Below are 21,021 nucleotides of genomic sequence, written 5' to 3'. Positions count from 1 at the left end.
GGCGAGCACCTGCTGGGCGCGCGCCTGCGCCCCGCCAACATCGACGCCAGTGCGGGGGCCCTTGAGGAGGTCGAGCGAATCGTGGCGCAGCTGCGCGCGGCGTGGCCGGCGGTCGCGATCACGCTGCGCGCGGATAGCGGCTTCTGCCGCGACGCGCTGATGACGTGGTGTGAAACGCACGCCGTCGACTACCTGTTTGGGCTGGCGAAGAATGCGCGGTTGATCGCGCTGATTCAGGACGAACTGGCCGACGCCGCGACGCAGTGCGCGACGACGGGCCGGCCGGCCCGGGTGTTTGCGGAGCGCACGTACCAGACCATCGACAGCTGGTCGTGCGCGCGGCGCGTGATCGCCAAGGCGGAGCAGCTGACGCTCACCACCGCCGACGGCGGGGGGAAACGGAATCCGCGCTTCGTCGTGACGTCGCTCCCGCTCGCCGTGGGCGACGCGCGCACCCTCTACGAAGACGTGCACGGCGCGCGCGGCGACATGGAGAATCGCATCAAGGAACAACAGCTCGGCCTCTTCGCGGACCGCACGAGCACAGCGACGCTCCGCGCGAATCAACTCCGCCTGTACTGTTCGTCCGTGGCCTCTGTGCTCCTCGCGGTGCGGCGCCGCCTCGGCCTCGCGGGCACCGCGCTGGCGCGTGCGCAGTGCACTACGATTCGCCTCCCGCGGCTCAAAATCGGCGCACGGATCCGCATCACCGTGCGCAAAGTGTGGCTCGCGCTCGCGAGTGGGTGTCCGCACGCGGCGCTCTTCGCGCGGGTGCACGCGCGGCTACGTCGATGTCCGACGCGCTGATCACGGAGCGCTGAACCGAGGCCGCGTGTCGTGCGCACGGCCCCCACGGGGCCGCGTCGCGACCCCGTGATCAGCATATCCCTCGAAAACCTCACGCGCAGACGCGCGGACAGCGCCGCCGCGGCCCGATCACACCGCCGTACAGGTCAAAACACTCGCCATTTTCACCGCACCACACCTCCGACCCATCGGCGCGCCTCAACACCCGTCGACCTGGCGCACTTGTGAGAACTGCAGGCTAGGGTTTGGACGGCCGGCGCACCGTCAGTTCAGGGCATCCGTCAGCGGCTGGCGAGGTCGGATCGCCAACCCCACCCATTCCGGCTTTCCGCACGATCTTCCCCAAGTACCGTGGCAACCGCATGTGCGCGGTGGTCCTCGTTGGCAATGCATTGGCGATGAGAAATGTCGCTTCGGGGCCGCTTCGGAACATTCTTCAAGTCATTGGGCTGCGCGCGCGCTTGGATTTCCTTCTCAGAAAACGAGATAACCCCATAAACCACAGCGGTTTACGGGGTTATTCCAAAGAGCTCACAACCGGGATCGAACCGGTGACCTCATCCTTACCAAGGATGTGCTCTACCGACTGAGCTATGTGAGCGACCTGCGCATGGCAGCAGTGACCCTAAAGGATCGCGTCTGGCATCAGACGATAAGCGTAGACGAATTCAAGGTCATCGGCAACCCCTGCCTACGGCTTTGGGGACGCGTTCGCCTCCCATTCCTTTCTCCACTTGGCCGATTCGCTGGGACGACCGAGGACCGCCATCGCTTCGGCGATGTCTTTGCGCGCGGCTTGGAGAAAGCTCACCCCGGGGTTCGGCCTGCCTGGCGACGATCGCAAAGCCGGCCTCCGACTCCGCCGCGCCGGCAGCCCAGCGTCTCTGCCGAACAAGCGAGCGCCCGAGTTTGATGCGGGCAATGCCGGTGTTCATATGCTCCGCCCCCTGCTCCTTCGTGAACCGACGCACGACGTCGCGATAAATGGCTTCCGCGCGCGCATACTGTTGCTGCTCGTTATACACCGTGGCGCGATTCGACAGTGCCACCGCCACGGTAAAATGTGCGTCGCCGTTCGCCGCGCCGTACACGTGCGTCATGCGCGTGAAGTAGGCGTCTGCGCTGTCGAACGCCCGGTGCTTGATAGCGCCGTTGCCGAGCTCGTTGAGCACGCTCGCCACGCGCGGATGCGCACCACCGAAGGTGGCCTGCTGAATATCGAGAGCGCGTTGCAGCACACGGGTGGCTTCGTCGTAACGCTCCTGCGACACCAGCGCGCGCCCGAGCATCGACAGGTGCGATGCCGTTCGATAGTGCGTGCTTCCATAAAAGGTCGAGTCGATGTCGAGCGCGTGGCGATACCACCGCTCCGCCTCCGCGAAGCGGCCGCGCTCGAATTCAGCAGCGCCAAGATTGATGTACACCTCCGCGACCGCGGGATGTCGCTCGCCCGATCGCACGAGCTGTGCGGCGAGCACAAGCCGGTTGAGCGAATCGCTCTCGGCATAGTGGCCGCCATAGAACTGCACATTGGCGAGTTCGCCCAGCAGTGAGGCACGCAGTAGTGGGTCGGGATCGCTGGCGGGGTAGCGCGACACGGCCTGTTGCAACGTGACCGTCGCCGAATCGTAGCGTCCCTGCTCTTCCTGCCGTCGGCCCACGGCACCGAGAATCCGCGACTGTAGCAACACCGCGTTGCCGTCACGCGAGGTGACGTGCGGTAAAACGAGCGCGTTGGCCTGCGTCAGCGCGGTATCGGCGCTGACATACGACGCGTGGTCGAGGCGCAGGTTCCCGAGGTCGAGCAGCAACGCGGCTTTCGTGAGCGAGTCGCGATTCCCGGCCGTGGCGTGCGCCATCAGGGCCGCTTGCATCATGGTGTCGGCGCGTTCGAAGCGGCCGAGCTTCTGATACACGCTTCCGAGCGTGGCGTACAGATCGGCCTGACCGGCAGCATCGCCGTCGAGCATGCGGGCTTCCTGCACACCACGATCGACCAGCGTGACGACGCGCAGGCGGTCGGCGGGTCCCGCCTCGTCACCACCGGTAAAGAGCGCCAGCATGAAGGGCTGCAACCGTGTGCGGCGCTCCGCTTCGCGCAGGGCGGCGTCGCGCGCCCACGCTAACCGCACGGTGTACGTGGTGGCGATGCCGGCCGACAGCAGCGCGAGCGCGGCGACGAGTGCCGTCTCTCGCCAGCGTCGGCGCACAAGCCGACTTACACGGTACGACAGTGCGTCCGGGTGCGCGTCGAGTGGTTCGCCGGCAAGGAAGTGTTCGACAGCGCGCAGTAGCGCGTCGACCGATCGATAGCGCCGCGCGGGATCCTTGTGCATAGCCGTCATGCAGAGCACATCGAGGTCGTTCCACTCACTGCGACACAACGCGGCAGCGCTGCCAACTTCCTGCGCGCGAGCGGCTCGCGAGACGGGCTCCGGCTCGGTGTCCAGGATCATGGCATCGGACTGACCGGGCGGGCGCGACGACAGATCGAGTGGGAGGCGCTCGGCGAGGAGCTCGTACAGCACGACGCCGAGACCATACACGTCGGTGAACACACCAACGCGTTCGCCACGCACCTGCTCAGGAGCCGCATACGCTGGCGTCATCATGCGGAGCCCGGTGTGCGTGCGATCGCTGTCGCGATGCTCCTCGCCGATCTGCTTGGCGATGCCGAAATCCAGCAGCTTCACCGAGCCGTCGGCGGTCACGAGGATATTCGACGGCTTGATATCCCGATAAATGACGGCCTGATCGGGCGCATGCTGTACCGCGCTGCACACTGCGCGGAAGAGCTGGAGTCGCTGCGCTACCGTACACCGATTCGTGGCACAGTAGCGGTGCAAAGGAATACCCTCCACATACTCCATCACGAACCACGGCGTCCCATTGGCGAGCGTGCCGGCATTGAACAACCGCGCGATGTTCGGATGATCAAGCTGGGCGAGCGCACGCTGCTCAGTGGTGAACCGTGCGCGACGCGCCGGCGACAGCCACGCGTCGCGCAGCAGCTTGACCGCGACCCGACGCTGCAGGTCGACACGCTCGCCGAGGTACACGACGCCCATACCACCTTCGCCCAGCAGCCGTAACAAACGATACGGTCCGAACTGCGGCAGCTCACCCTCAGGCCATGGAGTATCAGCGAGCAACGCTGACGCCCACTCGGCGTTGCTGCGGTCGAGCAATGGCAGCTTCACGGCGTCGGCCGCCAGCAGTTCGTGCAGTTCGTGCAGTTCGCGCAGTTCGCGCAGTTCGCGCAGTTCGCGCAGTTCGTGCAGTTCGCGCTCGAAGTCGGCGTCACCACGCGACACGGCGCGCACCATGGCATGGCGTTGCTCTTCGGGCGCGTCGATGATCGCGTCGATGATCGCGTCGAAAGCGATCTACATGCGCGCCCAGCTCACGCGTGGGTCGCCAGTTCACGCGCCAACCAGGCGCGAGCGAGCCGCCATTCGCGGAGCAGCGTCGACTCACTGACGTCGAGCAGCGCGGCCGTCTCCGGTACGCTGAGCCCACCGAAGAATCGACTCTCCACCAATTGTGCCTGGCGAGGGGCCTGCGCGGCGAGTCGCGTCAGGGCGTCGTGGAGGGCATGCAGTCCTTCGGCATCGGTCGCGGCCGCGTTCATGGCGTCGTCGAACGTGACATGCCGTTCGGCGGCGCCGCGCTTTCCGGCCTGTCGACGACGGGCCGCTTCGATGAGCACCTGCCGCATGGCACGGGCCGCGATACGCTTGAAGTGCATGGGTGAGGTTCTCGCGACCTCGGGTGATGCGGCCAGCTTGAGCCACGCCTCATTCACGAGCGGGGTGGGTGTAATCGATGCGCGCGGATCGCTCCGGCGCACACTCGAGGCGAGCCGCCGCAGCTCTTCGTACGTGACCGGTCGAGCTCGGCTCGGGAATCCGGACCGGTCGCGGGAGTGTTAAGCGCGTCCGACAGAGTCATTCAGCGAGTGATGACGGGGTTTGAGCGGATTCTGCGCAATGCGATGCGGAGACGCGTGTACGCGCCAGCGCGCTCCGGCTGCTCTCAGCCTCACCGGCGCCGACACGGGCGATTTGTATGAAGTGGCTATCACCACCTTCGGGGACGTCGCAATCACGTCGCCGAAATGACATCGTTATGGTCGGGCTCGCCTACGTCTCTGCACTGGGCTGCGGCGGTGATGGCGCGACCGGCGAAACGGCTGCGTTCTCCCTGCCCGACGATGGCATTGTCTGGGCGATTTCTCATCCGGAGAATCGAGCGACGGCACCGGCGGTGCTCGAGGCGATGGTCCACGGCGCCCACGTGCTACTGACTGACGGCGACGACGCCTACGGGGGTACCACGCGGCGCCACCTCGACCAGCGGTCGGATGGCGCGTGGACATTGATGCTGCCGAGCGGCGCGCAAGTAACGGTCGACCGAAGCGACAGCGCGCTGGTGCTGCATCTGCCCAGCGGGGCGACGGTTCCGTTGACGAAACAGACCGGGCCGAGTGTCGCGAGCGCAGGACCTCGGTGGGTTGCTGCGCAGTGGGCGAACTCCCACACGACGTCGCCGGGCATGACCGGGGGGCAAGCGCCGCCGGAGCTCGACGATGAAGCGGTGGCGCTGACGTGGCACAAAGTGGCGGGCATACCGTTCGACGCGGCTGGCGTTACGTCACGAAGCAAGAAGTTACAGCAACTCCCGGCCTTTGATCGACCCGATTCGGCGCGCGTATGGGCGCAGCGATTACAACAGCGACTCGCCACGTTGCCGGCGAGTGAAACATTTCGTGTGCGCGTGAACGACAACGTGTCGGAATATGATCATGAGCAGCAGCGGTTCTCCGTGCACTTCTTCGAGCCCGGGACGTATCTGCCGCTGCAGGTGTTCGGTGAGGACTTTCGCGTGGTGTTCTCGAATGCCGAATCGGCGCGCTTCATCAACCTGCCGAAGGACGCCGCGCGCGGATTCGACGAATCGCTGCGGGCGCAGGGACGTGGCGTGCTTACCGATATCGCGTTCCGCGTCACGGGTCAGGGCGATCCGACGGGGGCGGTGACTGGTACTCGCGTGGTACGCGCCGCGTTGGTGGAAGTGCACGGGCGCGATCGACAGGGGAAGGCACGCTTCGCGCCCTCGCTTCCGGCATCGCCGTTGCCCGCGAGCGACGCGAGCACAGGCGTGCCCGCCAGTGGTAGCCCCCCGGCGTTCGACATCGCGACGGCCGATGTGGCCGGACTTCGCGTTGGAACGAAAGCCAATCTGTTCGAACGAGCGGCGGCGCGACTGTTCGGCAAGACGGAGCGGCGCGCAAGCAGGGGGAGCGGCTACGCAGGCTCCACCAGCATCGTCGCCGTGAACGAGATGGGCTGCTCATCGATTCCAGGTCGAGGACGGGTGAAGCCTGGTGCGGTGTGCGCCACCGCGTTCCTGGATCGCGACGACATGGTGCGCGCGATTCGCATCGAACGCGTGTTTCCGTATATCGACGGCGAGTCGTTCCGTCAGGTGTTGGTGCAGCGATAGGGGCCGGTGGCTGACGCTGCACAGCGTACAGGCTATACGCTGGCGTGGGGACCGATGACCGACAGCAGCACAACGTACATCCGCAACGGTCCGCGCAACGCACTCACCGCGACGTGGAGCGAAGACGAAGACATGATGTCGCGAAGCCTGAACGCCGCGCCGCGCATTCGTGTCACGCTGCAATTGACCGACGCGGCGTGGATTGCCACGCCGACGCGTTGACCGCCACTCCTTCGAGGATTGATCGATGCGACATCCGCTTCTCACCACGGCGGTACTCTGCGCCGTCGCCATGTCCACACAGCTCAGCGCGCAAAGTGCCGGGTGCGCCGGACAGTCCGCCTGCTTCGAAACCACGAACTTTGTGGGGGTGGTCACCGCCTTCCGCTCAAGCGTGTCGGGCGCGAATCGCGTGATCACGGCCACGAGTCGAATTCAGAATCGCACACCTCGCCCGTTGGTGCTGGGCTACCTGGCGGGATCCGGCATCGTGACCGACGATCAGGGTAACCGCTACGAAGTGGCGGGCGCGGAGTCGGTGCGTGGCATCGGATTGATCACCAGCAACACGTTTGATGCGAAGTTCCAGTTGCAGCCGGGCGAGCGGGCCGATGCCCGTGTGGAATTCGTGTTTCGTCCGGCATCGCGCAACGTGATACTAGGCACGAGCTCCGCGCTGGACGTGGCGTTGCGCGAGATCAATCCGATTCCCGGCAATCAGTGGCGACTGGGGCGCGAGCACGCGCTGCGCTTCACCGGCTTCGACGGCAAGGGCACAACGGCGCAGCTGGCCAACGGTGCCGCGAATGCCGTCACACCAGCAGCAACCGCAGCAGCGTCCGCGGCGGCGGCGCCGTCGAGTGGCGCGCAGATGGCGGGGCTCACACAGGTCGCGCTGGCCGACGAAATTGACGTGTGCGCAGGGGTGCCGCGGTGCTATGGCAGCGGTCCGGTGAGGGTGGACATCATGCAGATGAGCGCCGGCGACATTGCCAATGGGCGCTGCCACGGCATGCGGTTGAACGTGCGCGTGCGTAACCTATCGAACGAACCCATCATCATCGGCTACAAGGGCACCTCGAGTGGCGCTGTCGACAACCTCGGCAACCGCTACTACGTCGGCCGTGCCGGAACGCATGACGTCAGCGCGACAGGCATCGGTGTCGTGACCGGTCAGGCGGCCGACCCACAATTCTCGCTCCGTCCCGGTGAATCGCGTAACGCCGTGTTCACGGTGACACGGTTCGACGCGGGCCGATCGGAGCGCGGTCGCTCGGTTACCTGGAACGCGACGCTGGTACAGCTCGAGATCACGCCGAGCCGACAGATCCGCACCGGACGCGAGTTCGCGGTGCAGATCGCCGACGTGACGCCGTCGGCGGGCGATGCCGTACAGGCCGCCGGAAGCGACGCGGCCACCAAGGCGGCGAAGGGACTTCTCGACGCGCTGTCGGGGAAGAAGAGGAAGCCGCCAGACCGTCACGATATCCAGCGTCGCAGCGGCGCTCGAGGGGAGAGCGAGCTGTCTACGTGACTGTTCACGCGCGACAAACACATCGCGCAGCGATGTCGGGGAGGTCCCATAACGGCTGGCAGGCTACCGTCGCCGCGAGCGTACATGCTCGCCGCACAACGACCGATTTGAACGGCACCGGCGTCAGGGAGATGTGTTCATTCGCACCATCGCCGAGACGTCCAAGACGTCGCCCCCAACGATTCTCGCGATGTTAGGGTAGTATAGGTCATGCAGGCCCCCGGCGAACGCCTGTGAGCGTGGTAACGGCGCCTCCACCTCCCTCCCTACCTGCCATGATACACTTCACGCACTCGATGCCGGTCCGCCTGGTGGTGGGCGCGGTGTGCGTCTTCACTGTCGCTCTCGCCGTGCCGCAAAACGCCCCGTTGGCTGCACAGGGCCGGCCGGGGAATGTGATCCCCGGCGTTGAAGTGCTGTTATCGGATTCGCTGCATCTCATCAAGGGAAAGCGTGTCGGGCTGCTCACCAATCACTCCGGCCGTGACCGGAAGGGCATGAGTACGATTGACCTGCTGTACAAGGCACCCGGCGTGAAGCTGACGGCCCTGTATGGCCCCGAGCACGGCATTCGCGGCGAGGCCAAGGCCGGAGAGAAAATCAGCAGCGGAAAGGACGAGAAGACCGGGGTGACGGTGCACTCGCTGTATGGTGCCGTGGAAACGCCCACTCCAGACATGCTGAAGGACATTGATGTCTTGCTGTATGACATTCAGGATGTCGGCGCTCGCGTGTATACGTACCCGTGGACGTTGGCCCTCACGGCGGCGAGTGCCGGCAAGCCGATCATCATTCTCGATCGTCCCAATCCTATTCGGGCTGATCGGTTCGAGGGGAACATTCTCGACCTCAAGTTCCGGTCACTGGTTGGGCAGCACGCGGTCGCCCTGCGCTATGGTTTGACGCCGGGTGAGCTCATGCGGTATCTCGTAGGCACCAAGGCGCTCAACGCGCAGGTAACGGTCATACCCATGAAGAATTACAAGCGTGCAATGTGGTTCGACGAGACCGGGATACCGCGGGTGAATTCGTCGCCGAATCTGCGCACGCTTGATGCCGAATTGCTCTACCCCGGCACCGTGTTCTTCGAGGGCACGAACGCGACCGAAGGGCGCGGCACCGATGCGCCGTTCACGCTGATTGGTGCCGATTATCTCACCGACCATGTCGCCGTGGCACGCTCACTCAACGGACTTCGACTCCCCGGTGTGCGATTCGACACCGCCACGCGCACCATCGAAACGGGCTACAAGTTCGGCGGCAAGACGATCCCCATGATCAAGGTGCTCGTCACCGATCGAAATGCCGTGCGTCCGGTGGAGTTGGGCATTCGCATGCTGCGCGCGATTTACCTTGCGCACCCAAACGAATTCAAGTGGCGTGAACCCACGGTGAACGCGGCCGGCCGCATGAAGGGCATTGATCGTCTCGCCGGTACGGATCAACTCACGAAAGCGGTGGAAGCCGGCACCGTTGACGCGCTCATCGCGCGATGGGATGCTGATGCCGCGAAATTCGCCGCCAAGGTCAAGCCGTATCTGCTCTATCGCTGACAGACCATAACGCGCCGGCTCCACGATCACGATAGCCGCGCTGAGCGGCCCATGTGCACGAGCAAAACAGGAGGGCGTGGCCTCGGAGATCCCGATGGCCACGCCCTTCTGTGCTACAGAGATCCGAAATGACCCGCAGTCACTACCAGTCCAGCCGCATCCCCACCTGCGCCATCCGCGCGGCGTAGGCCGCGGTTGGCACACCGAAGGTGGCCTGCTCGGCGCCCGCCGCCGTATAGCGAATACCGCCAAACGACAGATTGTTCTTCCAATTGAACAGGTTGAATGCCTCTGCGGATACGCTGACCTTCTTGCCATTCCAGTTCAGAATGGGGCGGGCCAGACGGACGTCCACCGTGCGGTACCAGTTCTTCCACTCGTTCCCCGGCCTGGTGGTCCGGACACCAGTGGACGACACGGTGCCGCCAATGAAGTCATCGTTGAGAATGTTGTCGAGATTGATGTCGCGACCGTCCGTCGAGATGAACGGACGCGGGCTCGCGATCGTGGTCACGCCGGAGAAAATGAAGCCATACGGCAGTGGCAGGATATGCGACAGCGCCACCCGATGACGTTCGTCACCAGTGGTACGCTGGCGATTGAAGAGGAAGCTGTAGGCGAAGTTCGGCAGTGCCGCCGTATCAAAATCTCCCTGGTACCAGCCGAGGGTGTAGCCGAGATTGACACGCGCCTTGCCACGCTGGTACGTGGCCTGCACGAGGACCGAAGAGTAGTCTGACTGTCCAATGTCATCCCAGATCAGGATGTCGCCGTACGAGGGCGTCAGCTTACGTCGGGCGGGCGTCACCGTGCGATCGAGATAGTTCGGATTGCGCTGCACATAGAGGTTGTCCATGTGCTGACGCACGTAATCGATGTTGAAACCAAGCTCCGGTGTGAGCTGGTGCCCGACACCAAGCGACATCTGCTTGGAGTTCGGCGTCTTCATCTCGTTGTCCATCAGGATGGGCGCCACGGCTGCCGAGGCGCCCGCAATCACGCGCTGCCGAAGGACGGCGGGGTCACGGGTGCCCGGGTTGGCGAAGGTGTAGGTACGCCACGTGGAGTTGCGGCGCTCCTGGAAGCCCATGAAGCTGGTGACGCGATCATAGATGATGCCGAAACCACCGCGCACGAAGGTACGGTTGTTCTTGAACGGGTCCCACGAGAACGATACGCGCGGAGAGAAGTTGCCGAGTTGATTTTTACGATTGCCGCGATTGAGAAAGTTCTGGAGTGCCGGGATGGCCAGCAGCACCGGATCACTCGCCCACGGAACCGTGTAGTTGTTGTTCATCGTGTTGAACTCCGCATCGTGCCGCAAACCCATCGACAGCGTGAAGTTCGGCTTGATGCGCCACTCGTCATTGATGTAGATGCCGGTGGTGTATCCCGTGGCATCGGCAATGGCGTCGGACGTACCGTTGGGATCAGTGAAACCCACGGCGATGGATGCCTGCGTCGGCAGGGCGTTGGGATCGTCGGCGGCGAACGTAAACGTGCCGTTCACATTGTTCGGCTGGTTCTGCTGCGCCGCCACCGTACTGAGCTCAAGTCCAGCCTTGATGATGTGCGACCCGGCTTTCTCGAGATTGTAGGTCGCGCGATTCACAAAGCGGAAATGGTTTTCCTTGAGACTGAGCGGAAAGCCCGACGTTCCGAACTGCACCCCGGGATAATTGAACTGCGGTCCCGGCTTGAGCGGTGCTTCGTTGTGGTTCCAGCTCACCAGTTGCAACGAGGCTTCGTTGACCAGATTGCCGCTGGTCGAGATGTACCGCTGACGCAGCTGGGCTGTATAGATCTCGTACTTCTGCGAGATGCCGGCGTCCTGCGATGCCCGCCCGCCGAAGTTGCCTTCGCCACGCAGGAAACGCGTGGAACCCATGAAGTCGTACGTAAAGCGCGGGCTCTGCACATACGTCAAGCGCGTGAACAGCGTGTGGTTCTTGTTGGGCGCGGCGAATGATCCCTTGGCCGTTGGCCACGCCGTATTGGCAGCGGCTGTTGTCGGATTTACGTCGAGGGAGAAATCAGTGTTGGTCAGCTCGTAGCTGCTCGCTAAGAAGAGCTTATCCTTCTTGAGTGGACCGGCGATGTTGAAGCCCAGCTGGTTGCGCCCGAAGTTTGGCACGGTCACTTGGAAGGCGTTCTTGGCCAGCATCGATTTGTTCTGCAGGAACCCGAACGCCGATCCCTTCCACGCGTTCGTGCCGCGCTTGCTTTCTGCGCTGATCACATACGAGCCGGCGCGCGTGAATTCGGCGTCGTACGGATTCAGATAGACGCGGAAGTTGTCGATGCCTTCCTGGGGCAGCGGGGAGCCGGTCTGTCCGAGTCCAACGATGTTGCCGTTGAAGAGACTCTTCATTTCAACCCCGTCCATGTAGACGTTGAAGAAGCGAAGATCGGGCGCCGCGCCGCCCGAGGGGAGCGTGCGCCCAGACTGCGCAGCGTACGTTTTGATCCCCGGTGCAATGCCGGCCAGGTTCATGATGCCGCGCGAGTTGAACGGCAAGTTCTCGATTTCTTCCTTTACCACGGGTGCGGACACCGACATGCGCTGCACTTCGACTTGCTTCACACGTTCAGCGGTCACAGTCTGGGCGTCCAGTTCAGCGGCGCCTTTCTCCATGCTGAACTCGAGACGCGCGCGCTGACCGAGCGCGAGGTTGACGGTATCGGTGCGCTGACGAAACCCCAGCGCCTTGACGTTGACCGTATACTGCCCGGAGTAGAGCCCCAGTACGCGGAATTCACCGGTCGTTCTAGTGGTAGCGCGTGTGACTTCCGCGGTGGCCACATTGCGCACCGTGATTTGTGCGCCAACCACCGGCGCACCATCGGCGCGGACCGAGCCTTCGAGAATGATGGTGTTCTGGGCCAGCGCGGCGGTGGACGCTAGCGCCGACGCCGACGCCGCGAGGAGCAACCGCTTGAGGATCGGTCGCAACATGGGCTTTCCTTGTTGTTGGGGAGGGAGGGGCAGGCGGGACGTGTTTCGTGATTATAGAGTGCCGATCCCTTCGGGGCCAGTTCAACGAGTGCCTTCGGTTGAGCGACTGGACCGGGCGATTCCAGCTTGTCCACCAGCCACCGTAGCGCACGCGGATTTTGGCACCGGCCGGCTCCCGAAAGCGCGCCGTGCGGGAGGCGTTCCAGAATGACTCGACTGTTCGCGAATCACCCGCTCGGGTCAACGTCGCCTTGAGCGTGTTTTCCGCGCCTGATCAGTCCAGGATCAATTCCTGATCCGTCGCGACGCTCTCGTCGACCGGAAGAACGCGGAGCCGCAGCGTCATGCGCTCCTCGGTCGTGGTAACGCACAGCACATTGGGATCGGTGATCTCGGGCCAGAGCCGCTGGACGAATCCGAGAACCGGCATTATCGCACCGTGTCCAGTGACATGATCTGAGCGCCGAGATCGGACAAGTGCTCCCGGTTCGTAAGTGCGGACGTCGTCACCTGATAGATCGGACGCGGGAAGCCGAGCGGCCAAATCCGGAATGCATTCGAGACGTGCCCGTCGCCGGAAATGTTCACGACCTGCAGCGAGGGCCGACGCCGCATCAGGTCCTGCACGATGTCGAGCACCTGTTCGAGTGCCGCGCGGTTTCCGACCGAACTCCACGAATCGCGAAGATCGTCGCGCACGCCTCCTGCGGCGTCGGTCAAGGCCTTGGGGGCGCGCGCACCGAGCGACTCCCAGAAATCCTTGATGTACAAGAACGGCACAGTCGTGCCGAGCATGAGGAATCGAACCGAAGGCGCCGCCGCCACGTCCTCGCAGAAGCGCGCGAAGTCATCGAGCTGCACGTCGGACACGATCCGACCGCCCGGATTGCTATAGCGACGACTCGTGCGGGGGTCGAAGAGGAACGCGGCCTGTGGTCCGACCATACAAGCCTGGTGCGCGTCACCGGCGAGGCGGACGCGCGGGCCCGACTGGAACAGGTACTCGTCCGCGACTGTGCGGGCGATCGAGAACATCGCGACGTTGTCATCGGTAAAGTCTCCGGCCTCGCTGCCCCAGCCATCGTGAATTTCGTGGTCATCCCACGTGAGGATATGGGGATACTTCTGCATCGTCTCGCGCAGTCCAGACAAGCTCCAGTGATACCGGAACATGCGACGATACGCATCGGTGACCCAAGTCCGCCCACCGGGTGCATCCTTCCACCCAGGGTGGTTGTAGACCTGATCCGAGAAGTTGGTCGCTTCAGTCCCGTCCGAATAGGCGCAGTCTCCCTCGCCCCAAATCACCCCAGGGTCGAACTCCGACACGAGCTTTCCGTACCCGTCGAGAATGAAGCTCGCGTACGGCCCGAGCACTCCACGACCATTCTCGGTCACATAGGGCTGATGACAGCTCCACACGACAGTCCGAACTTCGGTTGCCTTCCGCTCCCCCTCGAAGCGGAGCAGCCCCGACGCGACGGGTGTACCGGAAAAGATTTCGTCGGCGAGGCTCGTCCCCAGTCCGAAGTCGTCCTTGCGCGTGAGCCGCCATTCCCACTCCGGCAACACCGGCAATCCCTCCGCCGTCGTATCGAACAGCACGTGCTGCGGCGGGCCTGCGGATGTGTCGAACGTCAGCCCGCGCCGCCGCACTTCGGTATCCGACCACTACAATGTCCTCAAGCGCGCTCGGATACTCGACGTGACGAAAGACCGTTTCCACCGCGATCACGTGCCGCTCGTGAACTCGGATTCGCTGACGACCGCCTCAAGATGATGGCCGATCACCATCTCCGTGAGATAGCTGTCGAACACGAGTTCAGGAGCGTCATTCGCCTTCCATGTCGCGATCTGTGCACGGTAGTCCGCAAGTTGCGGCCGGAAAGTAGCGGCACTCTGGTCGGAGTAGTCGTGACCAGTCTGCTGAAGCGTGCTGAAAAAGAGTTCCTCCGCTCCGGCCTGGATCGGCAGGAAGAATCGCGCCCCCGGCGTGTTCATGAAGTGGTCGGGGGGAAGCTCACGACACGAGAGGTCCGCCATCTCCTCCGACTCCAATGTCATCGCCGCCTCCGACCAGTTGATGCACCGCGACAGCACCTCCTCGTAGTACGAGTGTCGGGTGGTCGGAACGTCGAGGCAGATGCGTCGGATCAACCCGCGGAATGCCTCGCGGCGCAGATCGATCGTCCGATCATACCGATCGATCAACTCGTCGCGCTTCATCCGCCCGAAGTGCGTCGCGCGAGACTGGACAGCGGCGAGCTTCATCGTGTGCTCCTCCTTTGCCTGTTCGAACGCGGCAAGCGCCGCATTCGTCTCGTCCGTGTAGCTGCGCACCGGCACCGTCACGCCCAGCCAACTCACGTTCAGGTACTCTGCGTCATGCGTCTCGAGCACCCCCGTGCTTGAGCGGGTCTGACCATCAGCCGACAACCGCAAGTTCTCGAGGTAGACGACCGCATGTTCGAGGTCGTCGTAGTTGTAGGGTATGTCGCCGTCGAACGGCAGCTCCTCCGCGTCGTGCCAGCCGCCGTTCCGGTGTTTGATCGTGATCTCATTCAGTTCGATGAACGCGTCATCGTCGAGTGGAATCGTCTGTCTGAAATTTTTCTTCTGCCGCGTCTTCCGTCCCCGGAGCCAAAACTCGAAATACACTTCGCGGATCACGTCAGACTTGAGTGCAGGGCCGATCGGAAGCGGTCCGTAGTACTGCGTGATGTAGGCCTCTCGCTGCTCCATCTCGTGCTGCCGTGCATTTTGGTGGAGTGGCGCGAAGGGGAGCGGGACATGCGGACACCAGGCGAGGCCCACGGAGCGCCGACGTGTCGTGGCGACGGCGGGCAGCACGACCTGGAAGCTCAGTCCAGTCACGGCGAGCTTCGCGTCCTTCCCGCTCGTCTGGTATTTGACCTTGCGTCCGAGCGAGCGCTCCGAACTCTCGGACTGAGCGAGCTCCACCCCTTCAGAGATCTCGCGCGCAACCGTATCGATGATCGTGCGACGCTCCTCGTGCAGCGTCGAGAGTAACGTTCCCTGCTGCGAGAACGCCGCCGCGTGGGCGACGCCACTCTCGGTCAGGTTGTCGAGCGCACTCGAGAACGTGCTGGCGCTTATGACCTGCCGACTCTCCGACGAGCGTGACTGACGCTCGGACGACGAGGCGCGGGAATCCGCCTGCATGACAGACTCCGTCTCGATCCGCGTGAGTCGGCTCGCCGGCGCGATCGGTGTCGCTACGACCGGACCTCGCAGCACCGGTGTGCCGAGCGCGAGACGGAGCGCTTCGGATCGCTGAAACGCCCGCTCCCGGGGATCGAAGGGCTCGGGCTCGGGAAGCCAGGGGAAGATGAATGCACCCGGAAGGATGTCCTTGATTCCCGGGAGGTCGACAGCCTCGCGCAGTCGGCCGAGCCCGTAGCGCACGAGGGGGTCTCTGGTGTACACCGATCTCCTCGCTGAGGGGAAGAGATCAAGATCATAGGCGCCACGATCACCCGGACCGCGGCAGGAGACGCCTACGTGTGCAATTTCAATCGGCGCTTTTGTGCAATTTCATTTCAGCACTGACAACATATCGGCGCGTTGAGGGGTTAAGTCCACTCAAGAGGCATTGACCGTCCCGCGCGTTGGATATTCGCGATGCCCCATTGGATATGCCGCCTGTCGCTTCGGGGCATTTCGGGACCCATCCGGACGAAGTCTCAACGAGAGAACCAGGCGACGGCCCGCGCTCTCAAAATGACAAAACCGCATAGGCCCGAAGGACTTACGCGGTCTTCAGAACATAGTGATCGCTCGACGGCTCGCAACGTAGGGCATCCTTCCCAAGGATGTGCTCTACCGACTGAGCTAGGTGAGCGATCTGCGCATGGCAGCCGTGACCCTAAAGAATCGCGCCTGCCATCAGACGATAGGCGTGGACGAATTCAGGGTCATCGGCAACCCCTGCATTCGGCTTTGCCTGCTGGTGATGCAACGAGATGTGGATAAGGAACTCACCCGTGCGTGGATAGTCACTTGACTTGTTTTCCGGCCTTTACCACGAGTGCGACGTTGCGCAGCACTTTGATGTCGGTGAGCGGGTTGCCACGGACGGCGATGACATCCGCGGCCTTTCCGACGTCGATGGTGCCGACCTTGTCGAGCACGCCGAGGGAGAGGGCGGGCCAGTAGGTGGCCGCCCGGATGGTGTCCATCGGGTCCATGCCGTAGGTGCGGACCCACGTGATCATCTCTTCGGGTGTGGCGTAGCCGTGAAAGTTGGCGGGGACGCCGGCGTCGGTGCCGATGAGCATTCGCACGCCTGTTTCACGCAGCTGTTTGAACTTGGTCGCCAACGTGGAATGACGGTTGGGCACGAAGCGATAATAGGTGAGCGTGTCGAGCCGCACGATGGACTGCTGCACATCCGAGGCGATGTCCTTGGGCAGTCCGTCGTACCATCGCACATCGTTCACGTAGTCGGGATGATCGCGTCGCTCGCCGTAGTTGGTGAGCACATCGATCGTCGGCGTCCAGTAGAGCGGCGGCTTGTTGCCCTGCGCGGTGCGTGCACGCAGCGCAGCGATGATGTCCGGCGGATACTCAGGGGCGGTGGCGAGTCCGGTGTGTTCGAAATCGTCGACACCGGCGGCAAGACCGCGGCGGATCTCCTCGGCACGGTGCGCGTGTGCAACCACCGGCAACTTGCGCTTGTGCGCTTCATCGACGATGGCACGTACTTCATCCATGGTCATCTCATCGTGATCGATGAGCTTGATGACACTCACTCCAGCGTCGGCCAGCTTGTTGACCTTCGCCCGCGCGTCCGCCACCCCGTTGATCCCCCAGCGAAAGGCTTCGGTGCCGGGATACGGGGCGTGCTGTAGAAACGGTCCCGAGGTGTAGATCGTCGCACCCACCAGTTCACCCCGATCGATCTTGCGCTTCACATTCATGATGGGTTCGAGCGGACCGCCCAAATCACGCAGACTGGTCACACCGTGCAGTAGCGATTGTCTCGCCGCCACGGGAATCACGTCCTTTTCGAGCCGTGACGGGTAGACGCTGTCCCAGTGCGCGTAGTTGCCGTGCCCCACGAGCATGAGATGCGCGTGCATCTCGAACAGCCCCGGCATGACCGTCATACCCTCGGTACGCACGATGCGTGCGCCCGCGGGTATCGCCAGCTGTCCCACGCGCCCCACCGCAGTGATACGGCCATTGGCGATGAGCACCACACTGTTGGCGATCGGCGTGGCGCCATTGCCATCGATCAGTGTTCCGCCAATAAGCGCGAGCGGACCCGCCGGCTGCGCGATGGCGCGGCTCGGCGTACGGGCGGCGGCCGAACGAGCCACGAACAGGCCGCCGGACAGCGCAAGTGCCAGTGCGGCGAGAAAGCCCTGCAAACGGCGAGTCATGAGCGTTCCTGGAGCACAGGGTGATGATGCGACGTGCGGAGTCGCCGCAGCAAAGGGGTTGATCAGGAATATGCGCGGCCGACTGCGGGGACGCGATCTGGCCCTCACGCCGGCGCGAGCCCAAGGGTCCCACTCGGCACCACTATGGGCCCCAAATCGGGATAGGGAGTCGGAGAGGGTATCTCTCCGACTCCCCGCCCAGACCACCGGACATGCGGGTCCGCATCCGGCGGTTCGGAATGTTGAGGTTCTCCAAGACAAGCGGAGCTGAGTGTAGCGGTCTCTCGTCGCCGATCATGTGGTCTCCACTGCGTTGTACTCTCGAGTTTCACTCTACCCTCCAACGCGAGTTCCGTCGAGGCGGACATCTAGCGCACACGACCGAGAGTCGCGACATGCACCCTCCATTCCGTTCGGCCCTTCACGGCGAAAACGGTCCTCCGAAGTCGCGTCGCGACTATGGCCTCTGCTGACTTCTCGTTCCGTCGTCAAGAACGTCCCCGCGACGTCTTCCTTTCGGAACAACACGAGAGCTCCCCAGGTAAGAACGATGGCCTTTCCCGCACAACCGCCAGATTTACAGCACCGACCATTGGTCGTGAGAGCTTCGCGGTCATTGGCCCGCTCACCCTGCTCGGCACTGCCTCCTATCTGATTTCTGTTCGTCGGCTCAACGGGTTCGCGACACCGCTTCTTTCAGCATTCCCCTCACGGTCGGCGCCTTGTGGTTCGCTTCGGTCCCTACGGCCAAGTTCCGAGAGAACGTGCACCTCCGGACCATCGACCATGCTAGGCACACCCAAAAAACCGCCGGCTCCGAGTGATCGGAGCCGGCGGTTGTCCATGGCAAAATCACCGGCTGAAACAGAGCGGGAGACGGGACTCGAACCCGCGACATCAAGCTTGGAAGGCTAGCGCTCTACCAACTGAGCTACTCCCGCGTTCTCCGGTCCTACCCGCCGATTCTACCAGCGGTCCTGCAGTGGTGGGGGAAGGATTCGAACCTTCGAAGGCTTGCGCCGACAGATTTACAGTCTGTTCTCGTTGGCCACTTGAGTACCCCACCGGGGGCCCTCTCCGACGCGCCATGGCGGGCGCGGCTGCCGAGCTATGAAAGAGCTGACGGTCGGGATTGAACCGACGACCTGCTGATTACAAATCAGCTGCTCTACCAACTGAGCTACGTCAGCAGAACGGGCAGACGGCCCACTCCGGACAAGACGATCAGGATAATCCGACGGGGCCCCGAATTCAAGCAGCCCCGATCGGATACCCGCGCGTTCAGCCCTTCCGCCAGCGTGTTCCCTCTGGTCCGTCCTCGATCAGGATGCCGCGGGCGGTCAATTCGGCCCGCGCCGCGTCGGCGGCGGCAAAGTCTCGGCGCTCGCGGGCGGCCCGTCGGGCTCCCAATCGCTCCTCGACCCAGACAGCCAGTTCGGCATCCACGTCCTGCTCCGGCACGAGGTCGAGCACGCTGTCCATGAGCCGGAACGCGGCCCGGGCCCGCTCCAGAGCCGGAAGGTCGGTGCCCTGCTCGTCGAGTTCCCTGTTGGCTTCGCTGATGAACGTGAATAGCGCCGCCAGGGCCTCCGGTGCGTTCAGGTCATCGAACAGCGCTTCCAGAAACGCCTTCTCGGCCCGTGTCGCGGCATCGGCCAGGGCGGCCGTGCCGGTCGCGGCCTCGGACAGACGCCGCGCAAAGGCGCCGATGCGATTCACCGCCGCCCGTGACTGCTCGAGTGAGTCGTCACCTAGATTCAGCTGCTTGCGGTAGTGCGCATTGAACACGAAGTGGCGGTACACGGTGCCACTGATGCCCTGATCGCGCATCTCGACCACGTTGGCCACGTTGCCGACCCGCTTGGCCATCTTGGCGCCGTCGGTGAGCAGGAACTCACCATGGCACCAGCAGCGGGCAAACTGTTTACCGGTGGCGGCCTCCGACTGTGCGATCTCGTCTTCGTGGTGCGGGAAAATGAGGTCGATGCCGCCGGCATGGAGGTCGAACGTTTCGCCGAGGTATTTCATGGCCATGGCGGAGCATTCGAGGTGCCAGCCTGGGCGTCCTCGACCCCACGGGGAATCCCACGCTGCACCGGTGGCTTCGTCTTCCGACTTGGCGGCTTTCCAGAGCGCGAAGTCCTGAGCGTTTTCCTTGGCGTACTCGTCTTGCGCGACGCGCGCACCGGCGCGGATCTCGCGCTTGTCGAGCTGCGACAATTTGCCATAATCCGGGAAGCGATCGATCGCGAAGTACACCGAGCCGTCTTCGGCGAGGTACGCCACGTTGTTGGCCATGAGACGCTCGACGAGGGCGATCATCTCGGGAATGTGCTCGGTGGCCTTCGGATAGCGCTCCGCATCTTCGATCCGAAGATACCGCCGGTCGCGATGAAAGAGCTCAGTGAACGGCTCAGTCACTTCGAGAATATTGGCGCCCGTGGCCGCTGCCTTTCGAATGATTTTGTCGTCGACGTCGGTCAGGTTCATCACCTGCTCGACCTGCCAGCCGGCCAACCGAATGACGCGCCGCAGCAGATCCTCGAAGAGGAACGTGCGAAAGTTGCCAAGGTGCGCCGGGTTATAGACCGTCGGTCCACACGTGTACATGCGCACCGTCAGTCCATCGGCGGGTGCGAACGGCTCGACGCGGCGCGCGAGCGTGTTGTACAGGCGGAATTCTGGCATCGTCGTGAAGGCAGTCGTGGTGCGTAGGCCGGGAAAGCACCTCGGGATCTCCGTTGGGATCTCCCAGCGATTTCCTGCGTTCGTACAATGTAGAAGGTACGTCACCCGTGTTGCTCCCCCTCTTCAACCCGGACCGTCTCCATGACGCCTCGCCAGGATCGCCAGGATCGCCAGGATCGCCCGCGCCTCACATCACGCGTTTCCGCCGTTGTCGGCATCGGCGCCCTAGTGGCGGTCGCCATGGCAGCACGCAGTCAGAGTGGACCGCAGTCCACACCACCGGCGCCGGCCGGCGCACCAGCCGTGCCGCCAGCCGCCATGGCAAAAGCCGACTCCACGATGCAGAACACCACATTGGCCGACAGCATCGCAATGCCCGATGCGATGGCCATGCCCGACAGCGCGATGATGATGTCGCACGCCGCCGAGGCCGTCGCGGCACCACCGCAATCCTCTGGCATATGGCCCGTGGATCCCGTGACCGGTCAGACGATCATCAACGGTGAGCCGGTGGTCGGTCGGGTGTTCGTCATGCAGAAGACCGACGGCACGGTCAAGCTGGGCACATGGCAG

General features: G+C 63.6%; 13 protein-coding genes, 4 tRNA genes and 2 pseudogenes. 7 read left to right on the top strand and 12 right to left on the bottom strand.

Features of this window, described 5'->3' with window-relative positions; genetic code table 11:
- A partial coding sequence (locus ACLL97_RS12280; RefSeq protein WP_411280762.1) for an IS1380 family transposase occupies positions 1 to 807 on the top strand: 807 nt, incomplete at its 5' end.
- 528 nt (positions 808 to 1,335) lie between these two features.
- Here the strand turns inward: ACLL97_RS12280 and ACLL97_RS12275 are convergent.
- The 3 genes and pseudogenes from ACLL97_RS12275 to ACLL97_RS12265 form a co-directional block, all read right to left on the bottom strand.
- Positions 1,336 to 1,408, bottom strand: a tRNA-Thr gene (locus ACLL97_RS12275).
- A gap of 73 nt (positions 1,409 to 1,481) precedes the next feature.
- On the bottom strand, positions 1,482 to 4,133 hold the full coding sequence (locus ACLL97_RS12270; protein ID WP_411280761.1) for a protein kinase domain-containing protein: 2,652 nt from the start codon (positions 4,131 to 4,133) through the stop codon (positions 1,482 to 1,484).
- 77 nt (positions 4,134 to 4,210) lie between these two features.
- Positions 4,211 to 4,681, bottom strand: a pseudogene (locus ACLL97_RS12265) (ECF-type sigma factor); the annotation flags it as partial.
- Between the two features lie 254 nt (positions 4,682 to 4,935).
- Here ACLL97_RS12265 and ACLL97_RS12260 point away from each other — a divergent pair.
- The 4 genes from ACLL97_RS12260 (at position 4,936) to ACLL97_RS12245 (ending at position 9,399) form a co-directional block, all read left to right on the top strand.
- The gene (locus tag ACLL97_RS12260) at positions 4,936 to 6,312 is read left to right on the top strand and encodes a DUF4852 domain-containing protein (protein WP_411280760.1); all 1,377 of its coding nucleotides are present in this window, start codon (positions 4,936 to 4,938) and stop codon (positions 6,310 to 6,312) included.
- Between the two features lie 6 nt (positions 6,313 to 6,318).
- Positions 6,319 to 6,534, top strand: a complete 216-nt coding sequence (locus ACLL97_RS12255) for a hypothetical protein (RefSeq protein ID WP_411280759.1) — start codon at positions 6,319 to 6,321, stop codon at positions 6,532 to 6,534.
- Positions 6,535 to 6,559: 25 nt separating this feature from the next.
- Positions 6,560 to 7,846, top strand: a complete 1,287-nt coding sequence (locus ACLL97_RS12250) for a hypothetical protein (RefSeq protein WP_411280758.1) — start codon at positions 6,560 to 6,562, stop codon at positions 7,844 to 7,846.
- Positions 7,847 to 8,121: 275 nt separating this feature from the next.
- Entirely contained in the window at positions 8,122 to 9,399 is a 1,278-nt protein-coding gene (locus ACLL97_RS12245) for an exo-beta-N-acetylmuramidase NamZ domain-containing protein (protein ID WP_411280757.1), read from the top strand.
- Between the two features lie 142 nt (positions 9,400 to 9,541).
- On the opposite strand, the gene ACLL97_RS12240 is transcribed toward ACLL97_RS12245, so the two are convergent.
- The 4 genes from ACLL97_RS12240 to ACLL97_RS12225 all read right to left on the bottom strand — a co-directional run bounded on the left by ACLL97_RS12240 (position 9,542) and on the right by ACLL97_RS12225 (position 15,802).
- Positions 9,542 to 12,355, bottom strand: coding sequence for a carboxypeptidase regulatory-like domain-containing protein (locus tag ACLL97_RS12240; RefSeq protein ID WP_411280756.1), 2,814 nt, complete (start codon positions 12,353 to 12,355; stop codon positions 9,542 to 9,544).
- 274 nt (positions 12,356 to 12,629) lie between these two features.
- Positions 12,630 to 12,785, bottom strand: a complete 156-nt coding sequence (locus ACLL97_RS12235; protein WP_411280755.1) for a hypothetical protein — start codon at positions 12,783 to 12,785, stop codon at positions 12,630 to 12,632.
- The gene (locus ACLL97_RS12230) at positions 12,785 to 13,960 is read right to left on the bottom strand and encodes an alkaline phosphatase D family protein (protein ID WP_411280754.1); all 1,176 of its coding nucleotides are present in this window, start codon (positions 13,958 to 13,960) and stop codon (positions 12,785 to 12,787) included. The genes ACLL97_RS12235 and ACLL97_RS12230 overlap by 1 nt, the downstream gene beginning before the upstream one ends.
- A gap of 126 nt (positions 13,961 to 14,086) precedes the next feature.
- Positions 14,087 to 15,802: a hypothetical protein gene (locus ACLL97_RS12225; protein ID WP_411280753.1), complete on the bottom strand. Its 1,716-nt coding sequence runs from the start codon at positions 15,800 to 15,802 to the stop codon at positions 14,087 to 14,089.
- Positions 15,803 to 16,211: 409 nt separating this feature from the next.
- Here ACLL97_RS12225 and ACLL97_RS12220 point away from each other — a divergent pair, with 409 nt between their 5' ends.
- Positions 16,212 to 16,379 carry a hypothetical protein gene (locus ACLL97_RS12220; RefSeq protein WP_411280752.1) on the top strand — a complete coding sequence of 56 codons (168 nt, stop codon included), beginning with the start codon at positions 16,212 to 16,214 and terminating at the stop codon, positions 16,377 to 16,379.
- Here ACLL97_RS12220 and ACLL97_RS12215 read toward each other — a convergent pair.
- The 5 genes from ACLL97_RS12215 to cysS form a co-directional block, all read right to left on the bottom strand.
- Entirely contained in the window at positions 16,372 to 17,760 is a 1,389-nt protein-coding gene (locus ACLL97_RS12215) for an amidohydrolase family protein (RefSeq protein WP_411280751.1), read from the bottom strand. The two genes, ACLL97_RS12220 and ACLL97_RS12215, sit on opposite strands and share 8 nt — an antisense overlap.
- An 868-nt stretch (positions 17,761 to 18,628) precedes the next feature.
- Positions 18,629 to 18,701: transfer RNA gene (locus ACLL97_RS12210), tRNA-Gly, on the bottom strand.
- A 42-nt stretch (positions 18,702 to 18,743) separates the two neighbouring features.
- Positions 18,744 to 18,826, bottom strand: a tRNA-Tyr gene (locus ACLL97_RS12205).
- A 51-nt stretch (positions 18,827 to 18,877) separates the two neighbouring features.
- Positions 18,878 to 18,950: transfer RNA gene (locus ACLL97_RS12200), tRNA-Thr, on the bottom strand.
- 91 nt (positions 18,951 to 19,041) lie between these two features.
- Positions 19,042 to 20,448 carry a cysteine--tRNA ligase gene (gene cysS / locus ACLL97_RS12195; protein ID WP_411280750.1) on the bottom strand — a complete coding sequence of 469 codons (1,407 nt, stop codon included), beginning with the start codon at positions 20,446 to 20,448 and terminating at the stop codon, positions 19,042 to 19,044.
- 141 nt (positions 20,449 to 20,589) lie between these two features.
- Here cysS and ACLL97_RS12190 point away from each other — a divergent pair.
- Positions 20,590 to 21,021, top strand: a pseudogene (locus ACLL97_RS12190) (hypothetical protein); the annotation flags it as partial.

The organism is Gemmatimonas sp. (genome assembly GCF_046594945.1).
Classification (GTDB): Bacteria; Gemmatimonadota; Gemmatimonadetes; order Gemmatimonadales; family Gemmatimonadaceae; genus Gemmatimonas.
This window is presented reverse-complemented; position numbering and strand designations above follow the sequence as displayed.

Bases quoted from the DNA above. Each gene is read 5' to 3' on its own strand.
- cysS (WP_411280750.1), bottom strand. From the start codon at position 20,448: ATGCCAGAATTCCGCCTGTACAACACGCTCGCGCGCCGCGTCGAGCCG.
- ACLL97_RS12260 (WP_411280760.1), top strand. From the start codon at position 4,936: ATGGTCGGGCTCGCCTACGTCTCTGCACTGGGCTGCGGCGGTGATGGC.
- ACLL97_RS12235 (WP_411280755.1), bottom strand. From the start codon at position 12,785: ATGCCGGTTCTCGGATTCGTCCAGCGGCTCTGGCCCGAGATCACCGAT.
- ACLL97_RS12250 (WP_411280758.1), top strand. From the start codon at position 6,560: ATGCGACATCCGCTTCTCACCACGGCGGTACTCTGCGCCGTCGCCATG.
- ACLL97_RS12245 (WP_411280757.1), top strand. From the start codon at position 8,122: ATGATACACTTCACGCACTCGATGCCGGTCCGCCTGGTGGTGGGCGCG.
- ACLL97_RS12215 (WP_411280751.1), bottom strand. From the start codon at position 17,760: ATGACTCGCCGTTTGCAGGGCTTTCTCGCCGCACTGGCACTTGCGCTG.
- ACLL97_RS12240 (WP_411280756.1), bottom strand. From the start codon at position 12,355: ATGTTGCGACCGATCCTCAAGCGGTTGCTCCTCGCGGCGTCGGCGTCG.
- ACLL97_RS12270 (WP_411280761.1), bottom strand. From the start codon at position 4,133: ATGGTGCGCGCCGTGTCGCGTGGTGACGCCGACTTCGAGCGCGAACTG.